This window comes from Roseburia hominis A2-183, from assembly GCF_000225345.1.
Lineage (GTDB): Bacteria > Bacillota > Clostridia > Lachnospirales > Lachnospiraceae > Roseburia > Roseburia hominis.
Genome location: NC_015977.1, coordinates 921,269 through 938,215 on the forward strand (window position 1 = coordinate 921,269; position 16,947 = coordinate 938,215).

At 48.0% G+C, this 16,947-nt stretch carries 14 protein-coding genes; 5 read left to right on the forward strand and 9 right to left on the reverse strand.

Features of this window, described 5'->3' with window-relative positions; genetic code table 11:
- Window positions 1–143 precede the first annotated feature (143 nt).
- Both ileS and RHOM_RS04195 read left to right on the forward strand, forming a co-directional pair.
- Entirely contained in the window at window positions 144–3,362 is a 3,219-nt protein-coding gene (gene ileS / locus RHOM_RS04190; RefSeq protein ID WP_014079020.1) for an isoleucine--tRNA ligase, read from the forward strand.
- A complete protein-coding gene (locus tag RHOM_RS04195; RefSeq protein WP_014079021.1) occupies window positions 3,363–5,840 on the forward strand; it encodes a glycogen/starch/alpha-glucan phosphorylase in 2,478 nt (825 codons plus the stop codon).
- A gap of 254 nt (window positions 5,841–6,094) precedes the next feature.
- On the opposite strand, the gene RHOM_RS04200 is transcribed toward RHOM_RS04195, so the two are convergent.
- Complete coding sequence (locus tag RHOM_RS04200; RefSeq protein WP_014079023.1) at window positions 6,095–7,117, reverse strand: sugar kinase; 1,023 nt, start codon at window positions 7,115–7,117, stop codon at window positions 6,095–6,097.
- 343 nt (window positions 7,118–7,460) lie between these two features.
- On the opposite strand from RHOM_RS04200, the gene RHOM_RS04205 reads away from it, so the two are divergent.
- Entirely contained in the window at window positions 7,461–8,486 is a 1,026-nt protein-coding gene (locus tag RHOM_RS04205; protein ID WP_014079024.1) for a sugar kinase, read from the forward strand.
- Between the two features lie 853 nt (window positions 8,487–9,339).
- On the opposite strand, the gene RHOM_RS04210 is transcribed toward RHOM_RS04205, so the two are convergent.
- The 8 genes from RHOM_RS04210 to RHOM_RS04240 all read right to left on the reverse strand — a co-directional run bounded on the left by RHOM_RS04210 (window position 9,340) and on the right by RHOM_RS04240 (window position 15,867).
- Window positions 9,340–9,912: a chromate transporter gene (locus RHOM_RS04210; protein WP_014079025.1), complete on the reverse strand. Its 573-nt coding sequence runs from the start codon at window positions 9,910–9,912 to the stop codon at window positions 9,340–9,342.
- 2 nt (window positions 9,913–9,914) lie between these two features.
- A complete protein-coding gene (locus RHOM_RS04215) occupies window positions 9,915–10,484 on the reverse strand; it encodes a chromate transporter (RefSeq protein ID WP_014079026.1) in 570 nt (189 codons plus the stop codon).
- 82 nt (window positions 10,485–10,566) lie between these two features.
- The gene (locus tag RHOM_RS17565) at window positions 10,567–10,746 is read right to left on the reverse strand and encodes a hypothetical protein (protein WP_158307317.1); all 180 of its coding nucleotides are present in this window, start codon (window positions 10,744–10,746) and stop codon (window positions 10,567–10,569) included.
- A 121-nt stretch (window positions 10,747–10,867) separates the two neighbouring features.
- The gene (locus RHOM_RS04220) at window positions 10,868–11,569 is read right to left on the reverse strand and encodes a response regulator (RefSeq protein WP_014079028.1); all 702 of its coding nucleotides are present in this window, start codon (window positions 11,567–11,569) and stop codon (window positions 10,868–10,870) included.
- Window positions 11,562–13,538, reverse strand: a complete 1,977-nt coding sequence (locus RHOM_RS04225) for an ATP-binding protein (protein ID WP_044024609.1) — start codon at window positions 13,536–13,538, stop codon at window positions 11,562–11,564. The genes RHOM_RS04220 and RHOM_RS04225 overlap by 8 nt, the downstream gene beginning before the upstream one ends.
- Before the next feature lie 60 nt (window positions 13,539–13,598).
- Window positions 13,599–13,853 (reverse strand): hypothetical protein, encoded by a 255-nt coding sequence (locus RHOM_RS04230; RefSeq protein WP_044024610.1) that lies wholly within the window; start codon window positions 13,851–13,853, stop codon window positions 13,599–13,601.
- Between the two features lie 15 nt (window positions 13,854–13,868).
- Complete coding sequence (locus tag RHOM_RS04235) at window positions 13,869–14,516, reverse strand: potassium channel family protein (RefSeq protein ID WP_014079031.1); 648 nt, start codon at window positions 14,514–14,516, stop codon at window positions 13,869–13,871.
- A gap of 13 nt (window positions 14,517–14,529) precedes the next feature.
- Complete coding sequence (locus tag RHOM_RS04240) at window positions 14,530–15,867, reverse strand: TrkH family potassium uptake protein (RefSeq protein ID WP_014079032.1); 1,338 nt, start codon at window positions 15,865–15,867, stop codon at window positions 14,530–14,532.
- Between the two features lie 64 nt (window positions 15,868–15,931).
- Between RHOM_RS04240 and RHOM_RS04245 the strand changes: the two genes are divergently transcribed.
- Complete coding sequence (locus RHOM_RS04245; RefSeq protein ID WP_014079033.1) at window positions 15,932–16,189, forward strand: hypothetical protein; 258 nt, start codon at window positions 15,932–15,934, stop codon at window positions 16,187–16,189.
- A gap of 228 nt (window positions 16,190–16,417) precedes the next feature.
- The gene (locus tag RHOM_RS04250) at window positions 16,418–16,918 is read left to right on the forward strand and encodes a CarD family transcriptional regulator (RefSeq protein WP_014079034.1); all 501 of its coding nucleotides are present in this window, start codon (window positions 16,418–16,420) and stop codon (window positions 16,916–16,918) included.
- Window positions 16,919–16,947: the final 29 nt, after the last annotated feature.

Genomic DNA, 16,947 nt, shown 5'->3' on the forward strand with positions numbered 1-16,947 from the left:
AGATTTTTCAGGCAGCAGGAAGACATTCCAGGATTTCTGCGCTGGGAGAAGTCTGTGTACAATGTAATTAGGTGGTATAACGATAAAGGCTCTCGTCCTATTTACAGGACGGGAGCCTTAAATGTTTTATTTTGGAGGAAAAAATGTATAACAAAGTAGACACGAACCTGAATTTTGTGGACAGAGAAAAGCAGGTAAGAGAGTTCTGGAAAGACAATGACATCTTCAAGAAAAGTATGGAGCAGCGCAAGCAGGGCGAGACTTACACGTTCTATGACGGACCGCCGACGGCCAACGGCAAGCCGCATATCGGTCATGTGGAGACGCGTACGATCAAGGATATGATCCCGAGATTTCAGGCGATGAAGGGAAAATATGTGCCGCGTAAAGCCGGTTGGGATACGCACGGACTGCCGGTAGAGCTTGGTGTGGAGAAGATGCTCGGCTTAAACGGCAAGGAACAGATTGAGGAGTACGGAATCGAGCCGTTCATCAAAAAATGTAAGGAATCCGTGTGGGAGTACAAGGGCATGTGGGAGGATTTCTCCGACATCGTCGGTTTCTGGGCGGATATGGAGAACCCATATATTACCTATGACAACAATTTCATCGAGTCCGAGTGGTGGGCGTTAAAGCAGATCTGGGACAAGAAGCTTCTGTACAAGGGCTTTAAGATTGTTCCGTACTGCCCGCGCTGTGGAACTCCGCTTTCCTCACAGGAGGTGGCGCAGGGATATAAGACGGTCAAGGAGCGTTCCGCTGTGGTTCGTTTCAAGGTTGTTGGAGAGGATGCCTACTTCCTCGCATGGACCACGACGCCGTGGACACTTCCGTCAAACGTGGCACTCTGCGTGAACCCGGAGGATACCTACTGCAAGGTAAAGGCAGCCGACGGTTATACCTATTATATGGCGGAGGCACTGCTCGATAAAGTGCTCGGACGGCTTGGAACACCAGCCGAAAAGGGCAAGGACGGCGAGCCGGATACGCCGGAGGTAAAGGCTTACGAGGTGCTTGAGACCTATAAGGGAAGCGAGCTTGAGCGCAAGGAGTATGAGCCGCTGTACGCCTGCGCAAAAGAAGTGGCGGACAGACAGCACAAGAAGGGATTTTTCGTGACCTGCGACACCTACGTTACGATGTCAGACGGTACCGGAATCGTTCACATCGCTCCTGCATTTGGTGAGGACGATGCGAATGTCGGCAGAAAATATGACCTGCCGTTCGTGCAGTTTGTAGACGGAAAGGGTGAACTGACCAAGGAGACGCCGTATGCCGGCATTTTCGTGAAAAAAGCAGACCCGGAGGTGTTGAAGGATCTGGAGGCACAGGGCAAGCTTTTCGACGCGCCGAAGTTCGAGCATGAGTATCCGCACTGCTGGAGATGCGATACCCCGCTCATCTACTATGCGAGAGAGTCCTGGTTCATCAAGATGACCGCTGTGAAGGACGATATGATCCGCAACAACAATACGGTCAACTGGATTCCGGAATCCATCGGAAAAGGACGTTTCGGCGACTGGCTTGAGAATATTCAGGACTGGGGTATTTCCCGTAACCGTTACTGGGGAACTCCGTTAAATATCTGGGAGTGCGAGGGCTGCGGACATCAGGAGTCCATCGGCAGCCGCGCGGAGCTTGCAGAGAAAAGCGGCGATCCGAAGGCTGCGGAGGTCGAACTTCACCGTCCGTATATCGATGAAGTGACCTTTACCTGCCCGGACTGCGGCAAGACCATGAAGCGTGTGCCGGAAGTTATCGACTGCTGGTTTGATTCCGGTGCGATGCCGTTTGCACAGCATCACTATCCGTTCGAGAATCAGGATCTGTTTGCGCAGCAGTTCCCTGCCAAATTCATTTCCGAGGGTGTGGATCAGACCCGTGGATGGTTCTATTCCCTGATGGCGGAGAGTACACTGTTATTTAACAAGGCTCCGTTTGAGAATGTTATCGTCATGGGACATGTGCAGGACGAGAACGGACAGAAGATGAGCAAATCCAAAGGAAATGCGGTAGACCCGTTTGAGGCGCTCTCTGCCTACGGTGCAGACGCGATCCGCTGGTATTTCTACACGAGCAGTGCGCCGTGGATTCCGAAGCGGTTTAACGGCAAACTCGTGCAGGAGGGACAGCGCAAGTTCATGGGTACGCTCTGGAATACCTACGCGTTTTTCGTGCTGTATGCGAACATTGACAATTTTGATGCATCAAAATATGTGCTTGCCTATGAGAAGCTTTCCGTGATGGACAAATGGCTGCTCTCCAAGCTGAATACGGTGATTAAGGAAGTGGATAACAACCTTTCCAATTACCGCATTCCGGAGGCTGCAAGAGCGCTGGATGATTTCGTCGATGACATGAGCAACTGGTACGTCAGAAGAAGCCGTGAGCGTTTCTGGGCAAAGGGCATGGAGCAGGATAAGATCAACGCGTACATGACACTCTACACAGCGCTTGTGACGATCTGCAAGTGTGCGGCGCCGATGATTCCGTTTATGACAGAGGATATCTATCAGAATCTGGTGCGCTCCGTGGATCAGACGGCTCCGGAGAGCATTCATCTGTGCGATTTTCCGGTGGCAAACGAGGTGTACATCGATGCAGAGCTTGAGAAAAATATGGATGAGGTCTTAAAGATCGTTGTCATGGGCCGTGCATGCCGTAATTCCGCGAACATCAAGAACCGTCAGCCGATCGGAAACATGTTCGTAAAAGCTCCGTCTGCACTGCCGGAGTTCTTCGTGGAGATCATCGAGGATGAGCTGAATGTGAAAAAAGTGACATTTACAGACGACGTGAGCGCTTACACAAGCTACACGTTCAAGCCGCAGCTGCGCACCGTCGGACCGAAGTACGGCAAGTTCTTAGGACAGATCCAGAAAGCACTCGCAGCGCTTGACGGCAATGCGGCGATGGCAGAATTAAAGGCAAACGGCGTGCTTGCACTTCCGTCCGTTGACGAGTCTGTCAAGCTGGCAGAGGAGGATCTCCTGATCACCATAACGCAGATGGAAGGTTATGTGACCGAGGGAGATAACACCGTGACAGTGGTGCTCGATACGAACCTGACACCGGAACTTATCGAGGAGGGCTTTGTGCGTGAGATCATCAGCAAGATCCAGACCATGCGTAAGGAAGCCGGATTCGAGGTGATGGATCAGATCACGATCTATCACAAGTCAGATGAAAAAGTATCTGGTATTTTTGAGCAGTATGGTGATACAATTAAATCGGACGTTCTCGGCGTGAATGTCGTGGCGGATACAGCCGGAGCATTTGCGGATGAGCCGGAAGTTTACAGCAAGGAATGGAATATTAACGGCGAACATGTTCTTCTGGGAGTGAAAAAAGGAGGAAACTAGATGAAATCAGGTGTTTTTGACAAGAAAGCCTTTATTCAGAGTGTGCGCGATAATCTGAAGAATTTATACCGCAAGACATTGGAGGAGGCGGATCAGCAGGAAATTTTCCAGGCGGTCTCCTTCGCGGTCAAGGATGTCATCAATGACAGATGGCTTGCAACACAGCAGGTATTTGACAAGGAAGATCCAAAGATCGTGTACTACATGTCGATGGAATTTCTGATGGGACGCGCGCTCGGCAATAATCTGATCAATCTGAAGGAATATAAAGAAGTAAGGGAAGCGCTGGATGAGATCGGCCTGAATCTCGATGTGATCGAAGATCAGGAGCCGGATCCGGCACTCGGCAACGGTGGTCTGGGAAGACTGGCTGCCTGCTTTATGGATTCCCTCTCCACACTCGGATACGCAGCTTACGGCTGCGGGATCCGTTATCGCTACGGTATGTTCAAGCAGAAGATTCAGGACGGCTTTCAGGTCGAAGTGCCTGATAACTGGCTGAAAAATGGTTATCCGTTTGAACTGCACAGACCGGAGTACACTTACGAGATCAAGTTTGGCGGACATGTACGCACGGAGAGCAGGGAGGATGGAAGCCTGCGTTTTGTGCAGGAGGATTATCAGTCGGTGCTGGCGATCCCGTATGACATGCCGGTGGTCGGATACGGCAACAACGTGGTCAATACGTTAATGATCTGGGATGCGGCGGCAAAGGATTATTTTGAGCTGGATTCATTTGATAAGGGAGATTATCAGAAGGCGGTCGAGCAGCAGAATCTTGCAAGAAATCTGGTGGAAGTGCTTTACCCGAACGACAATCATGTTGCGGGCAAGGAGCTCCGCTTAAAGCAGCAGTATTTCTTCGTATCTGCGAGTGTACAGCGCGCGCTGGCGCGTTACAAGAAGAATCATGATGACATCCGCAGACTGCCGGAGAAGGTGACGTTCCAGTTGAACGACACACACCCGACGGTGACGGTGGCAGAGCTGATGCGTATTCTTGTGGATGAGGAAGGTCTCGGCTGGGACGAGGCGTGGGAGATTACCACGAAGACCTGTGCCTACACCAACCATACGATCATGGCGGAAGCACTGGAAAAATGGCCGATTGAGATTTTTCAGCGGCTGCTTCCGAGAATCTACCAGATCGTGGATGAGATCAACCGCCGTTTTGTACTGCAGATCCAGGAACGCTACCCGGGGGATGACGGCAAGGTTGCCCGCATGGCAATCCTTTACGACGGTCAGGTGAAGATGGCGCATCTCGCCATTGTAGCCGGTTATTCCGTCAACGGTGTGGCAAGACTGCACACGGAGATCTTAAAGAACGAGCAGCTTCATGATTTTTATGAGATGTTCCCGGAGAAGTTCAACAACAAGACCAACGGCATCACGCAGAGACGTTTCCTGATGCACGGCAATCCGCTGCTTGCCGACTGGGTGACAAAGCATATCGGTGACGGCTGGATCACAGAGCTGATGCAGCTTGCACGTCTGGTTCCGTATGCATCGGACGCAAAAGCCCAGAAGGAGTTCATGGAGATCAAGCGCAGGAACAAAGTGCGCCTGGCAGAGTATATCAAGGAGCATAACGGCATCGAAGTCGATCCGGATTCCATTTTCGATGTGCAGGTAAAGCGTCTGCATGAGTATAAGAGACAGTTCTTGAATATTCTGCATGTGATGTACCTGTACAATGAGTTAAAGGCAAATCCGCAGATGGATTTCTACCCGAGAACCTTTATTTTCGGCGCGAAAGCGGCGGCAGGATATCGGAACGCCAAGCTTACGATCAAGCTCATCAACAGTGTGGCGGACGTCATCAACAACGATGCGGACATTAAAGGAAAGATCAAGGTCGTATTCATCGAGGATTACCGCGTGTCCAATGCGGAGTGGATCTTCGCAGCGGCGGATGTCAGCGAGCAGATTTCGACTGCCAGCAAGGAGGCATCCGGTACCGGCAATATGAAGTTCATGTTAAACGGTGCGCTGACACTCGGTACCATGGACGGCGCGAACGTGGAGATGGCAGAGGAAGTCGGAATGGAGAATATTTTCATTTTCGGCATGAGCTCCGAGGAAGTCATTGCGCATGAGCGCAACCGCGATTATGATCCGATGCAGATCTACAACAGCGACGAGGGTATCCGCAAGGTGGTAAATCAGCTTGTGGACGGCACATTTTCGCCGAACGATCCGGGGTTGTTCCGTGATCTCTACAATTCACTGCTCAACACGCAGTGCACGCAGTATGCAGACACGTATTTTATCCTCAAGGATTTCCGTTCCTATGTGGATGCGCAGAAGCGGATTGTGGAGTACTATCAGGATAAGCAGGCATGGGCGAAGAGCGCTATTTTAAATACGGCCCACGCAGGCAAATTCTCTTCCGACCGCACAATTCAGGAGTATGTGGATGAGATCTGGCATCTGGATCACATCACCGTGCCGGATGCACTGGTTGCGAAAATGTGAAGAGACACCGCACCGGAAATGCTCCGGAGGCGGATGAGGAACGTTCTCCTTCGACAGAAGAGAAAAAGATCGTGATTCCGGAAAAGAGCCGGCTCTGATGAAAGGAGCCGGCGGCGGAACCATAGAGAAGATTCAGAATAAAAACGGCGGCAGTCCGGCGGAGAGTATCCGCGGGACTGCCGCCATCATTTTTTTATCTGCCGCGCAAAGTGTGCGGCAGGCGCACGCTTCATTCCTTCGCAGGAAAATGATACTTAGCGGTTCATCTCAGGCTGGAATCCGGAAGTATCCTTGTGCTGTGCGATGATGCCGTCGATCTCCTCGAGATCGGTAAAGACCATATCGCCGATGACGCTGTGCTTGATGGCTGCCATGGCGTTGCCGTACTCCAACATTTTCTGACAGTCGTGATGTCTCAGGTAACCGTAGAGAGCGCCGGAGACGTAGGCGTCACCGCTTCCGATCCGGTCGACCACATCGATGCTGTTGTAAGGAGATTCACTGTAGTAGCGGTCTTCCTTCGCAGAGTAGATGATGGAGGTAAAGTCGTGCTTCTTCGGAGTGATGACAGTGCGCTCAGTCGAGGCAACCACGGAGATCGGATATTCTTCACAGAAGGACTTCTGGATCTCCTCAATCGTGCCGGTCTTGCCGAAGGTCAGCCGGGCAGTGTCGGCGGAGCAGAAAAAGATGTCGACATACGGAAGGATGGATTCGATGCATTTTCTTGCCTCCTCGCCGCTCCAGAGGTTTGCGCGGTAGTTGACATCGAAGGAGATCAGGGTGCCGTTCTCCTTGAACTTGCGGATACATTCGATCGCGAACTTCTGTGCGTTGCCGCCGAGTCCTAAAGTGATACCGCTGGTGTGGAACAGCCTGGTATTGTAGAACATGGTAGCCGGAACGTCCTTGATGTCAATATTGTTGATGGATGAATGTTTTCTGTCATAGACCACACGCGGCTTTCTCGGGTAGGAGCCGTACTCATAGTAGTAGATGCCGACGCGGCTGTCGTCCGAGTGATCCTCGATCAGATAATTCTCGCTGACGCGGGAAGCGTTGAGCTGGTTCTTGATGAAAGCGGCCAGCAGGTTGTTCGGAATCTTTGAAATGATTGCTGTCTTAAGGCCGAGCTGTCCGATCTCGGAAGCAATGTTGAGCTCGGCACCGCCGAGGTGCTTCATCAGCGTGTCGCCCTGTGCAAGACGTCCGTTGATCGGCGTGGAAAGCCGGAGTAAAATCTCCCCCAAAGTGATGACATCGTATTTACGGTCCATAAATAATCTCCTCCTGATGATGTAAGAATAAATAAGAAAGTAAAAATTCCGACACGTCACGGCATCTCAAAAAGAATGCTTTATGAGAAAATGCAGCACACTGTGTCTATGGATACGATATGTATGTTCCACATTGCGAAACATAGTTCTGTAATGTGAACCAATCTGTTTTTATTATATATCATCCTGCTAAAATAGAAAAGTGAAAATCGGAAATAATTTGGAATTTTTTTGGACTTAAATAAAAACATATTTGACATTCTGGTATTAGATGTTATAATTTTATTATAGAAAATGAAACACGGTTTCACATGGTGAAACATACATTTAGGAGGATTCAATAATGGCAAAGAAAGTCGTTACATTTGGTGAGATTATGCTTCGTCTTGCACCGGAAGGATACTATCGTTTTGTACAGGCTGGTACCTACGGCGCTACTTACGGCGGCGGTGAGGCAAACGTTGCAGTATCTCTTGCAAACTACGGAATGGATGCAAGCTTTGTTACAAAGCTTCCGGCTCATGAGATCGGACAGGCTGGTGTGAATGCATTAAGACAGTACGGTGTAGACACTTCCGATATCGTTCGCGGCGGTGACCGTGTAGGTATCTACTTCCTTGAGAAGGGTGCAAGCCAGAGACCGTCCAAGGTTATTTATGACCGCGCAGGTTCTTCCATTGCAACAGCAACGACTGCTGATTTTGACTGGGATAAGATTTTTGACGGTGCTGACTGGTTCCACTTCACAGGAATCACTCCTGCACTTGGTGACAACGTTGCAGCAATCTGCTTAGAGGCATGCAAGGCTGCAAAGGCTAAGGGCATTACTGTAAGCTGCGACTTAAACTACCGCAACAAGCTGTGGTCCAAGGAGAAAGCCGGACAGGTGATGGGCGAGCTTTGCAAGTATGTAGACGTATGTATCTCCAACGAGGAAGATGCAAACGACGTATTCGGCATCAAGTCTGAGGGTACAGAGGTTACCGCAGGCGAACTGAACAAGGAAGGCTACAAAGAGGTTGCACAGAAGTTAACAGACCGTTTTGGATTCAAGAAGGTTGCAATCACATTAAGAACTTCCATCTCCGCAAACGATAACCGTTGGGCAGCAATGCTTTACGAGGATGGTCAGAGCTACTTCTCCAAGGAGTACTTAATGCACATCGTTGACCGTGTCGGCGGCGGCGATTCCTTCGGCGGCGGACTGATCTACGCTTGCTTAAACGACTACGATCCGCAGTCTACGATCGAGTTTGCAGTAGCAGCAAGCTGCTTAAAGCATTCTGTTGAGGGTGACTTCAACATGGTAAGCGTTGACGAGGTCAAGAAACTGGCTGGCGGCGATGCTTCCGGACGTGTACAGAGATAATAGCGTAAGCTGTCATTTCAAATAATTTAAGTTAATTCCTTTCCCTAATTTAATATACCAAGAGGCTGTGGTTTCCCTGCCACAGTCTGCAGCACAGTGAATTTTTACCCATTTGAGCTGTGCAGAAGAGAGCGCCCCGCATTGCGGGGCGCTTTTTGACTTTATGGGATTAGGGTGCCGAAAGTACAGTTTAATATTTGAGGTTGTTTGTACCTTGAAAATTTAACACGAATTTGTGAAAGATATAATTTTTGAGCCTATAATTTATTGATATTTTGAAACTGTGGTTCATTGATTTTATGCTGTTTTCTTATTTGAAGCATACGAATCTAAGCTATTGGTATAATCTAATATCTTTCCTATTCACATGATACCTTTGGCGGAGAAGAGATGAAATTGCCTCAATTCTATTTCTAAATTATGAGTATTCAGAGAATTCTTCTGTTTGCATGTATGTAATTGCTTTGTACAACCAACGGATTTCCAAAATACTTCCTTTCGCACCCATGTTTTTAGAAAAATACGTTCTTCAGGTACACAATTGTTCTTACATTTGATGAGATATTTACCAGCATCTATAAAAACAAAATCCGCATATATTTCATCTGGTTTGCGTCCTGTGAAATTGGTTGTAACAGGCTTTAGATTATGTCCTGATGCTAAACGTGAGTTTTGTTCTTCGTTGTATGTTCCATACTTAAATTCATTTTCTGCATAAACCTCAAAGGTTTCCGCGACGTTTATCTCTGAGTTTTACTCCAGATAATCGTTCAGACAGGTGACGAACAGTGCATCCCCAAACAATTAGCAAAGCCGCCCGATTCCCGGACGGCAAATTGGCATAGGATGCATTTTATACTCCCCAAAGCAGTATGCCGAGTGCGGCAGAAAAGAGTATCATTATAATCGACGACGGTGCAGTTTTTTTGATTCTTTTATATCCGAAATGTGTCAGCCACAGAATGGCAAAGACCAAAATGGATTTAGGATCCGGAGCAAGCGCCGAATAAATATCCGTAAAACCAAGCAATGTTGATATGGCCATACCGATTGCCGTAGCGAGAATCATTGCGATAACGCAGGGGCGGACGCCGGAGAGAAAAGCGTTGACACCGGCATATTTCATCAGGTTTTTGAGTACCGCCGCAATTAAAAGTATAATAATGAAAGACGGAAGAACAACGCCGAGCGTAGCAAGAAACGAGCCGAGAATGCCACCTTGCGTGGAACCTATAAATGTCGCCATATTAACGGCAAGCGGACCGGGCGTCGATTCCGAAACGGCAATGAAATTTAAGAATTCGCTTTCCGTTAGCCAGCCGTTTGAAATGACTGTTTCTCTTACAAGGGAAACCATTCCGTATCCGCCGCCGAAGGAAAGGGCACCGATCATTAAAAAATTCAGGAATAATTTCAGGTAGATCATTGTTAATTGCCGTTTCCTTTCCGCAGTTTTTTCAGGAAGAAAATCGCAAGTCCTGCTGTACCGCAAATCAGAATATAGTAAACGGAAGAAAAAGAAACGGCGAAAACAGTGCACGCCAGCATTGCAGCAATGACCGACAGCAAAATGACCGTGTTGAAGGCATTTCTTTCAATGGTTTTCAGCATTTTCAGCCCGGCAGAGGAAATCAGATAGATCACACATACCTGTATTCCGCGGAAAGCACGGGAAACCCATGTAAGGCTTAAGAATTGATCAAAAAACAGTGAGATGCAAAAAATTACGGTAAACGAAGGAATACAAACCGCCACGGTAGCCGCCGCAGCACCGAACAAGCCTGCAATTTTGTAGCCGATATATGTGGCGCTGTTGATTGCAACCGGTCCGGGTGTAGACTCGGCAATGGCTACCATATTCAGAAAGTCGTCCTTTTTGATCCACTTCTTGCGTTCTACAAATTCGTTTTCAAGCAACGCAATCATAGCATATCCGCCGCCGAAGGTAAAAGCGCCGATTTTAAGAAAGGTAAAAAATAAAGTCCATTCTTTTCTCATTGCCGCATCGCCTTTCTTTTACAGATAATAAAAATTGTAACGATACCGAAAATAATCAGGTAGCCGGACAGCACCTGTGATATTAACGGTGAGTGAAGCGCCCAAAAGGGGAAATCCGTTTTTCTTTACGGTAAATCAATGCAACTACGACACCGCCAAGTACTTCGCCGTAAATGGCAAGGCCGCCTGGATTGACTACTAAAACAGAAAGCAGGTCGTTTTTGTTATTATCCCATTCGAAAATCAAACGGTATATTGCCACAGCAAAACCAAGCACCATACCGTAGGTGATGATGATTCCGTACCAAGCGGATATTGCGCTCTTGAATTCCGAAAGGATTTTCTATTGCATATCGGTTCAATTTCTTGTTTTCTCGCTTTTCTCAGTCTACCCGCAGCATCCGATAACCAACGCCGATATGCGTCTGAATGTATTGCGGACTGTCCTTTTGCAGCTCCAGTTTTTTACGCAGTGTCGCCATAAACACCCGCAGCGAGGCAATATCGTTTTCCCAGCTGCTGCCCCAGATCTGCTGTGTGATATAGGTGTGCGTCAGAACCTTTCCGACATTATGGGAGAGCAGACATAAAAGCTTGTATTCAATCGGGGTAAGATGCAATTCTTCCCCTTTTAAGTAAGCGCAACCAGCGGCATAATCAATTTTAAGCTCGCCGTTTTCAAAAATTGGGGTGTCGGCATCGCCACTTGCTTGCAGGAGCAACAGCCTTCTTTGTGTGACACGAAGCCGTGCCAAAAGCTCTTCTACGGAAAATGGCTTTGTCAAATAGTCATCCGCCCCGGCGTCAAGTGCCATAATTTTATCACGATCCTCGCTACGCGCACTGATCACAATAATGGGCATATTCGACCATGAGCGGATGCTTTCGATCACCTGTGTGCCGTCAATATCCGGTAGACCCAGATCCAGCAGAACGATATCAGGGTTATGGGAGGTCGCCTCCATAATCGCACCATGTCCGTTCTCCGCAGTCAGATAACGGTAATCGTGCGACTTTAATGTTGTTACGATCAGATTGCGGACTGGGCGGTCGTCTTCCACAACAAGTATAAGCGGTTTATTCATTCAGAGTCACCTCGCTAAGCGGTAAAGTAAAGGTAAATACACAGCCGCACGGCACATTATCCCTAAGCGTCAGCGTTCCGCCGTGCAGTTCTACGATCGATTTGCATAAGGTAAGACCGATCCCAAAGCTTCTGCGGCTGTCGGCAACTGTACTTTTTCCAGTGTAAAACATTTCAAAAATATGCGATTTCATATCGTCGGGGATTCCGCTACCGTTATCTGCAACACGGATCACGGCGTATTTTCCTTGCTTTTCTGCACTTACGCAGATCTCCGAGCCTTGTTCGGTATATTTCAAAGCGTTGTCGATAAGATTGACGATGACCTGTACGATAAGCTGTGCGTCCATGCGTGCAAGAATCAAATCGTCACACTTCACCGTTACCGTGTGCCCGACAGACTTCTGCTTCAAATGTGAAACGGCTTCACTGATCACTTCGTCTACAAGCTGGTTGGTAAGCTCCAGCTTCAGGCGTCCGTCATTCAGCCGTGTAACATACAACAGATTTTCCACTACGTCAATCAGCCACTCGGAATCGTCATATATATCTTTATATATCTGTTGCTTTGTCGTTTCGTCCAAGCAGTTTCCGTTATGCAAAAGTGTGTCCGCATTGCCTGAAATCGAGCAAAGAGGCGTGCGTAGATCATGTGAGATCGACCTCAAAAGGTCGGCGCGCAGCTGCTCGCTTTTTGCAAGATCTGCTGCCCGTTCTTTTTCAGCAGCGTTGTGTGTATTATCCATTGCCAGAGCACATTCGTTCACAACTGACAGCACGATGCTGTTTTCGAATGAATCGGGCTTTTCAGGTCTCATCGGTATTCCGATCACTCCATAGACTCTGCTCCCTGCACGGATCGCAAGATAAAGACATTCGGATTTTCCGAACTGTGCTGTTGTTGCTCCTGTACGGCGACCGTTTTGAAATGCCCATTCTGCGGCTTTCTGTTCTGCAGCGTTCAGCAGATTTTCAGAGTATGTGTACTTTTTTTCGGCGAAAAGCCGTCCGGTCGACATTCCATTTTCACTTTTTGTATAAGCAACAATACTGCGGTCAAGCAGCCGGGAGAGCTGCATACAGGTCACACTTAAGATATCATCGTTGCTTTTCGCTTTTTGCAGCAGACGGTCGGTGTCGAACAGCACCTGCGTGCGGAACGCAGAACGAGCTGAAAGTCTCGCATGATCCTTAAGCTTCGAGGCAAGCGTGCCGGTGAGAACGGAAGCTACCAGCATGACGGCAAAGGTAACGGGATAGCCTACAGCATAGGTTTTGAATGATAGCTGTGGTTCGGTAAGGAAAAATCCGAACAATACAACACTTAAAAGCGAGCCTGCCATACTGCAAAGATATCCTTTGGTCAAAACGGAGACCATCAGTACGCCGAGAATGTAGACCGTAACGATATTTGTGTCGGGGAAATCGAGATGATCGAACAAAAAACCGATCGCCGTGCATACGGCAAGTGACAGAACGGTCACGCCAATATCCCGCAACGAAGGTGTTTCTGCACCGAAAAGCAAACGGCGCCGGTGCGGTCTTACATAGTTCAGTGCGTCTGGAATGATATGAATATCCACATTGGGAGCGACCGAAATCAGTTTTTCAGTTAGGGTGGGTTTTCCAAACAGTCCTCTGCGGCGGGCGCTGCTTTGTCCGATCACGATTTTGGTCACATCTGAAAGCCGGACATATTCCGAAATCTGTAGCGGCACATCCTCGCCGTGCGTCATAATGATCTCAGCGCCAAGCCCTTGCGCAAGCTGAATGTTTTGTTCAAGCCGCAGCCGATTTTTTTCGCTTTCAACCGAATCGGTTTGCACATAGATGGCGGTAAATTTTGCATGAAGAACCTTAGCCATCTTTGCGGCGGTATGTATGATCCGTGCATTGGACGGTGAAGAGGAAAGGCAGACAAGGATATGCTCGTCCGCACCGTTTTTTGGCTGTTCGGTTTGTATTTGCATCGGTTTCACCGCCTTTTTGGTTTCATTATACAACAAAATCGTGAAATCTTCTACCGTAAACTAAAACGCATCCTCTTTTCCGTCAGAAAGGATAATATCGACTTTTCCGTGTGTTTCCCGAAAATGGCGGATCTCGCTTAATATCTCACTGTCGGACAGTCCTTGCGGCAGCAAAATTTCGGAAAACTCACGGAATTTGTTCTCTTTTAACAGCGCCTTCCTGTTTTTCTCAAGAAATTGGTCCAGCCTGCTCATAAGATAAAAGCCGAAAGCAAATACGCCAAGCAAGCTGATAATCAGCAATAGTTCAGCCAATGCCGTTCACCTCTATTAAATGCGAAAACACTTTTGCAGCTCTTTATAAGCACCGAGAACCAAAAGTGTGATCTTGTCTGTAAGAACAGTTTCCGGCGAGACTGCCATATTGATTTTTCTGTTCTCCTTAGTCGCCATAATATTGATGCTGTATTTCCTGCGGATGTCGAGCTCTCCGACGGTTTTGCCGATCCATTCCTCTGGTACCTCTACTTCAAAAATGGCATGAGAATCATCAACCTCGATGTAATCCCGAATGTGGTCGGCGGTATACCGAATAGAAGCCCATTTTGCCACCTGTTTTTCCGGGTAAACGACCTCGTCCGCTCCGTTGCGCAGAAGGAATTTTGCCTGTACATCACGCTCGGCGCGGGACACAACTAATTTTGCACCGAGTTCTTTCAGCAAAGAAGTAGTTTCAAGTGAGTTTTGAAAATTACCTCCGATGGTGACGATACATACATCAAAGTTGCCGATACCGAGCGACTTTAAAAACTCCGTATTTGTGCTGTCGCCGATCTGTGCATTGGTGACGATCGGCAGGATTTCATTTATTCTTTCTTCGTTGCTGTCTACTGCCATCACCTCATGCCCGAGTTTGTTCAGTTGTAAAGCAATATGCTTACCGAATCTGCCGAGACCTATCAACAATATGTTTTTCATAACAGTAACTCCTTTATCCGACTGTGATCTTTTCGAGCGGCAGTTTTGCACCGCTCTGATTTTTATTAGAGATCGCCGCATAGATCAGGGTAAGTCCACCGACTCTTCCCAGATACATTAAGACGATCAAAATAAACTGAGAAAAAACACTGAGCTGCGGCGTTACGCCGAGCGTAAGGCCGACCGTTCCGACGGCGGATGCCGTTTCGTAAAGGCAGGCGCTAAGCGGCATGCCTTCTGCCGTGCTGATAATAATGCCGCCGATAAAAAATAACAGGAAATATATTACGGCGATGGTTGAGGCGCTTTTTACCGCCGAGCATTCAAGCCGTCTGCCATAGACTTCAGTATCGTTTTTTTTACGGCAGACGGAAAATGCGTTCAAGATCAGAACGGCAAGCGTAGTCGTTTTTATACCGCCGGCGGTGGAACCGGGTGAGCCGCCGACAAGCATCAGCAGGATCATAATTGCTTTGGAAGATTCAGTCATGGCGGTAAGGTCGGCGGTGTTGAATCCGGCGGTTCTCGGTGTGACAGACTGAAAAAGCGAGGCAAGGATCTTCTCACCGGGCGGCAGTCCTGTGAAATCGAAGAGGAAAAAAAATATTGCGGGGACGATAATAAGAATCACCGATGTTACTAATATTACCTTGCTTTGCATACGGTATTTTTTGAAATGCCACCTGTTTGTACAGATATCATCCCAAGTCAAAAAGCCAATGCCGCCCACGATGATTAAAATCATAATTACAATGTTTATTGTCGGCTCTCCGACGTATCCCGTAAGAGATGGATATTTGTTTTCGGTGGTGCCGAGTATGTCGAATCCTGCATTGCAAAAAGCGGAGACCGAATGAAACGCCGCCATCCAAATTCCTTTGAAACCGTGATCTCTGCAAAATACCGGTAGCATGGCAACCATTCCGATAAGTTCGATCAGAAAAGTCCCACGTACAATAAAGCGAGTCAGGCGAACGATGCCGCCGACTTTTGGGGCTGAAATGGCATCCTGCATGGTGCTGCGTTGCATCAGCGATATTTTTCTGCCGGAAAGCATGGCAAATGTTGCAGCAACCGTCACAACGCCAAGTCCGCCTATCTGAATAAGCAGCAAAATCACCGCCTGCCCGAAAGCGGACCAATAGCTGCCTGTATCCTGCACAACAAGCCCCGTAACGCAAACAGCGGAGGTTGAAGTGAACAGTGCCTCATGAAATGGTGTAACAGATCCGGTGTTTGATGAAAATGGTAGCATCAAGATAAGTGCTCCAAGTACAATGACTCCGGCAAAACCCAGAGCGATCAGCTTAAAGGATGACAGCCGTTTTTTTCTATGTATAATTTCAAGCATATATACTTCTCCTTTTTCTGCTTGTTTACAAAGAGTATAACGTGAAATACAAAAAAAAGGTGTAATGATCTGGTTTGCTGTATTAAGATCGTATAAAGATGCTCATGCTAAAAAAATAGTGCAACGTATATTAAACGGCACAGACAAAGACAAATTGCTTGAAACTGTTGTGCATCTCGAAACAGAACAACAAAAGGCTCTGTTCGAACAATTTGAAAAAGCGGATGCAGAGATTTTGGACAGACGTGAACAACACACCGCCTCCTACTCGATTGGGAGAATTCATCCCTGTCACACAAAAATACGTTGTGAAGATGCGTGACCGCGCAAATTGGAAGCATGCCGCATGACCGCGCCCGGCGCAAAAATTCTGTGACAGGAGTCTTTTTTACTTCCTATTTTGGCAAATATGTACAATCATACGCCGCCTGTTTTCTGGCAATAGTTACGAAAATTGGAAAAAAGCGGAAAATATTGATTAAATCGGGATTTTTCGTGTTAAAATAGAAATGGATGCTTTAAAACTGTGATGAAAGGAGAATCGGGGAAGATGTTTGAGATCGGTGAGTATATTGTGTATGGAGTGAAGGGTGTATGCCGGATTGAGGATATTACCCACATTGACATTTCCGGGGCGGATAAAGACCGTTTGTATTATGTTCTTGCCCCGGTTGGCGATGGCAGTGGAAGGATCTATGCACCGACGGACAATCAGAAGATTACGATGCGCAAAGTGATTTCCAGGGAGGAAGCGGATCAGCTGATTGAGGATATGCCTAAGATCGAGCAGCTCTGGGTGCCGGATGACAGGCAGAGAGAGGCGAGATACAAGGAGGCAATGAACACCTGCGATTACCGTGCGTGGGTCAGCATTGTAAAGACACTATACATCAGAAAACAGGAGCGCACGGCACAGGGAAAGAAGATCACGGCGCTGGACGAGCGCTACATGCGGACAGCGGAGAATGAACTGTACAGTGAACTCTCGCTCACACTCGGCATACCGAAGGATGAGATGGAGCAGTATATCAGAGAGCGGCTGACGCAATAAACGCTGTGCCTGCGTCTGAAACAGGATTG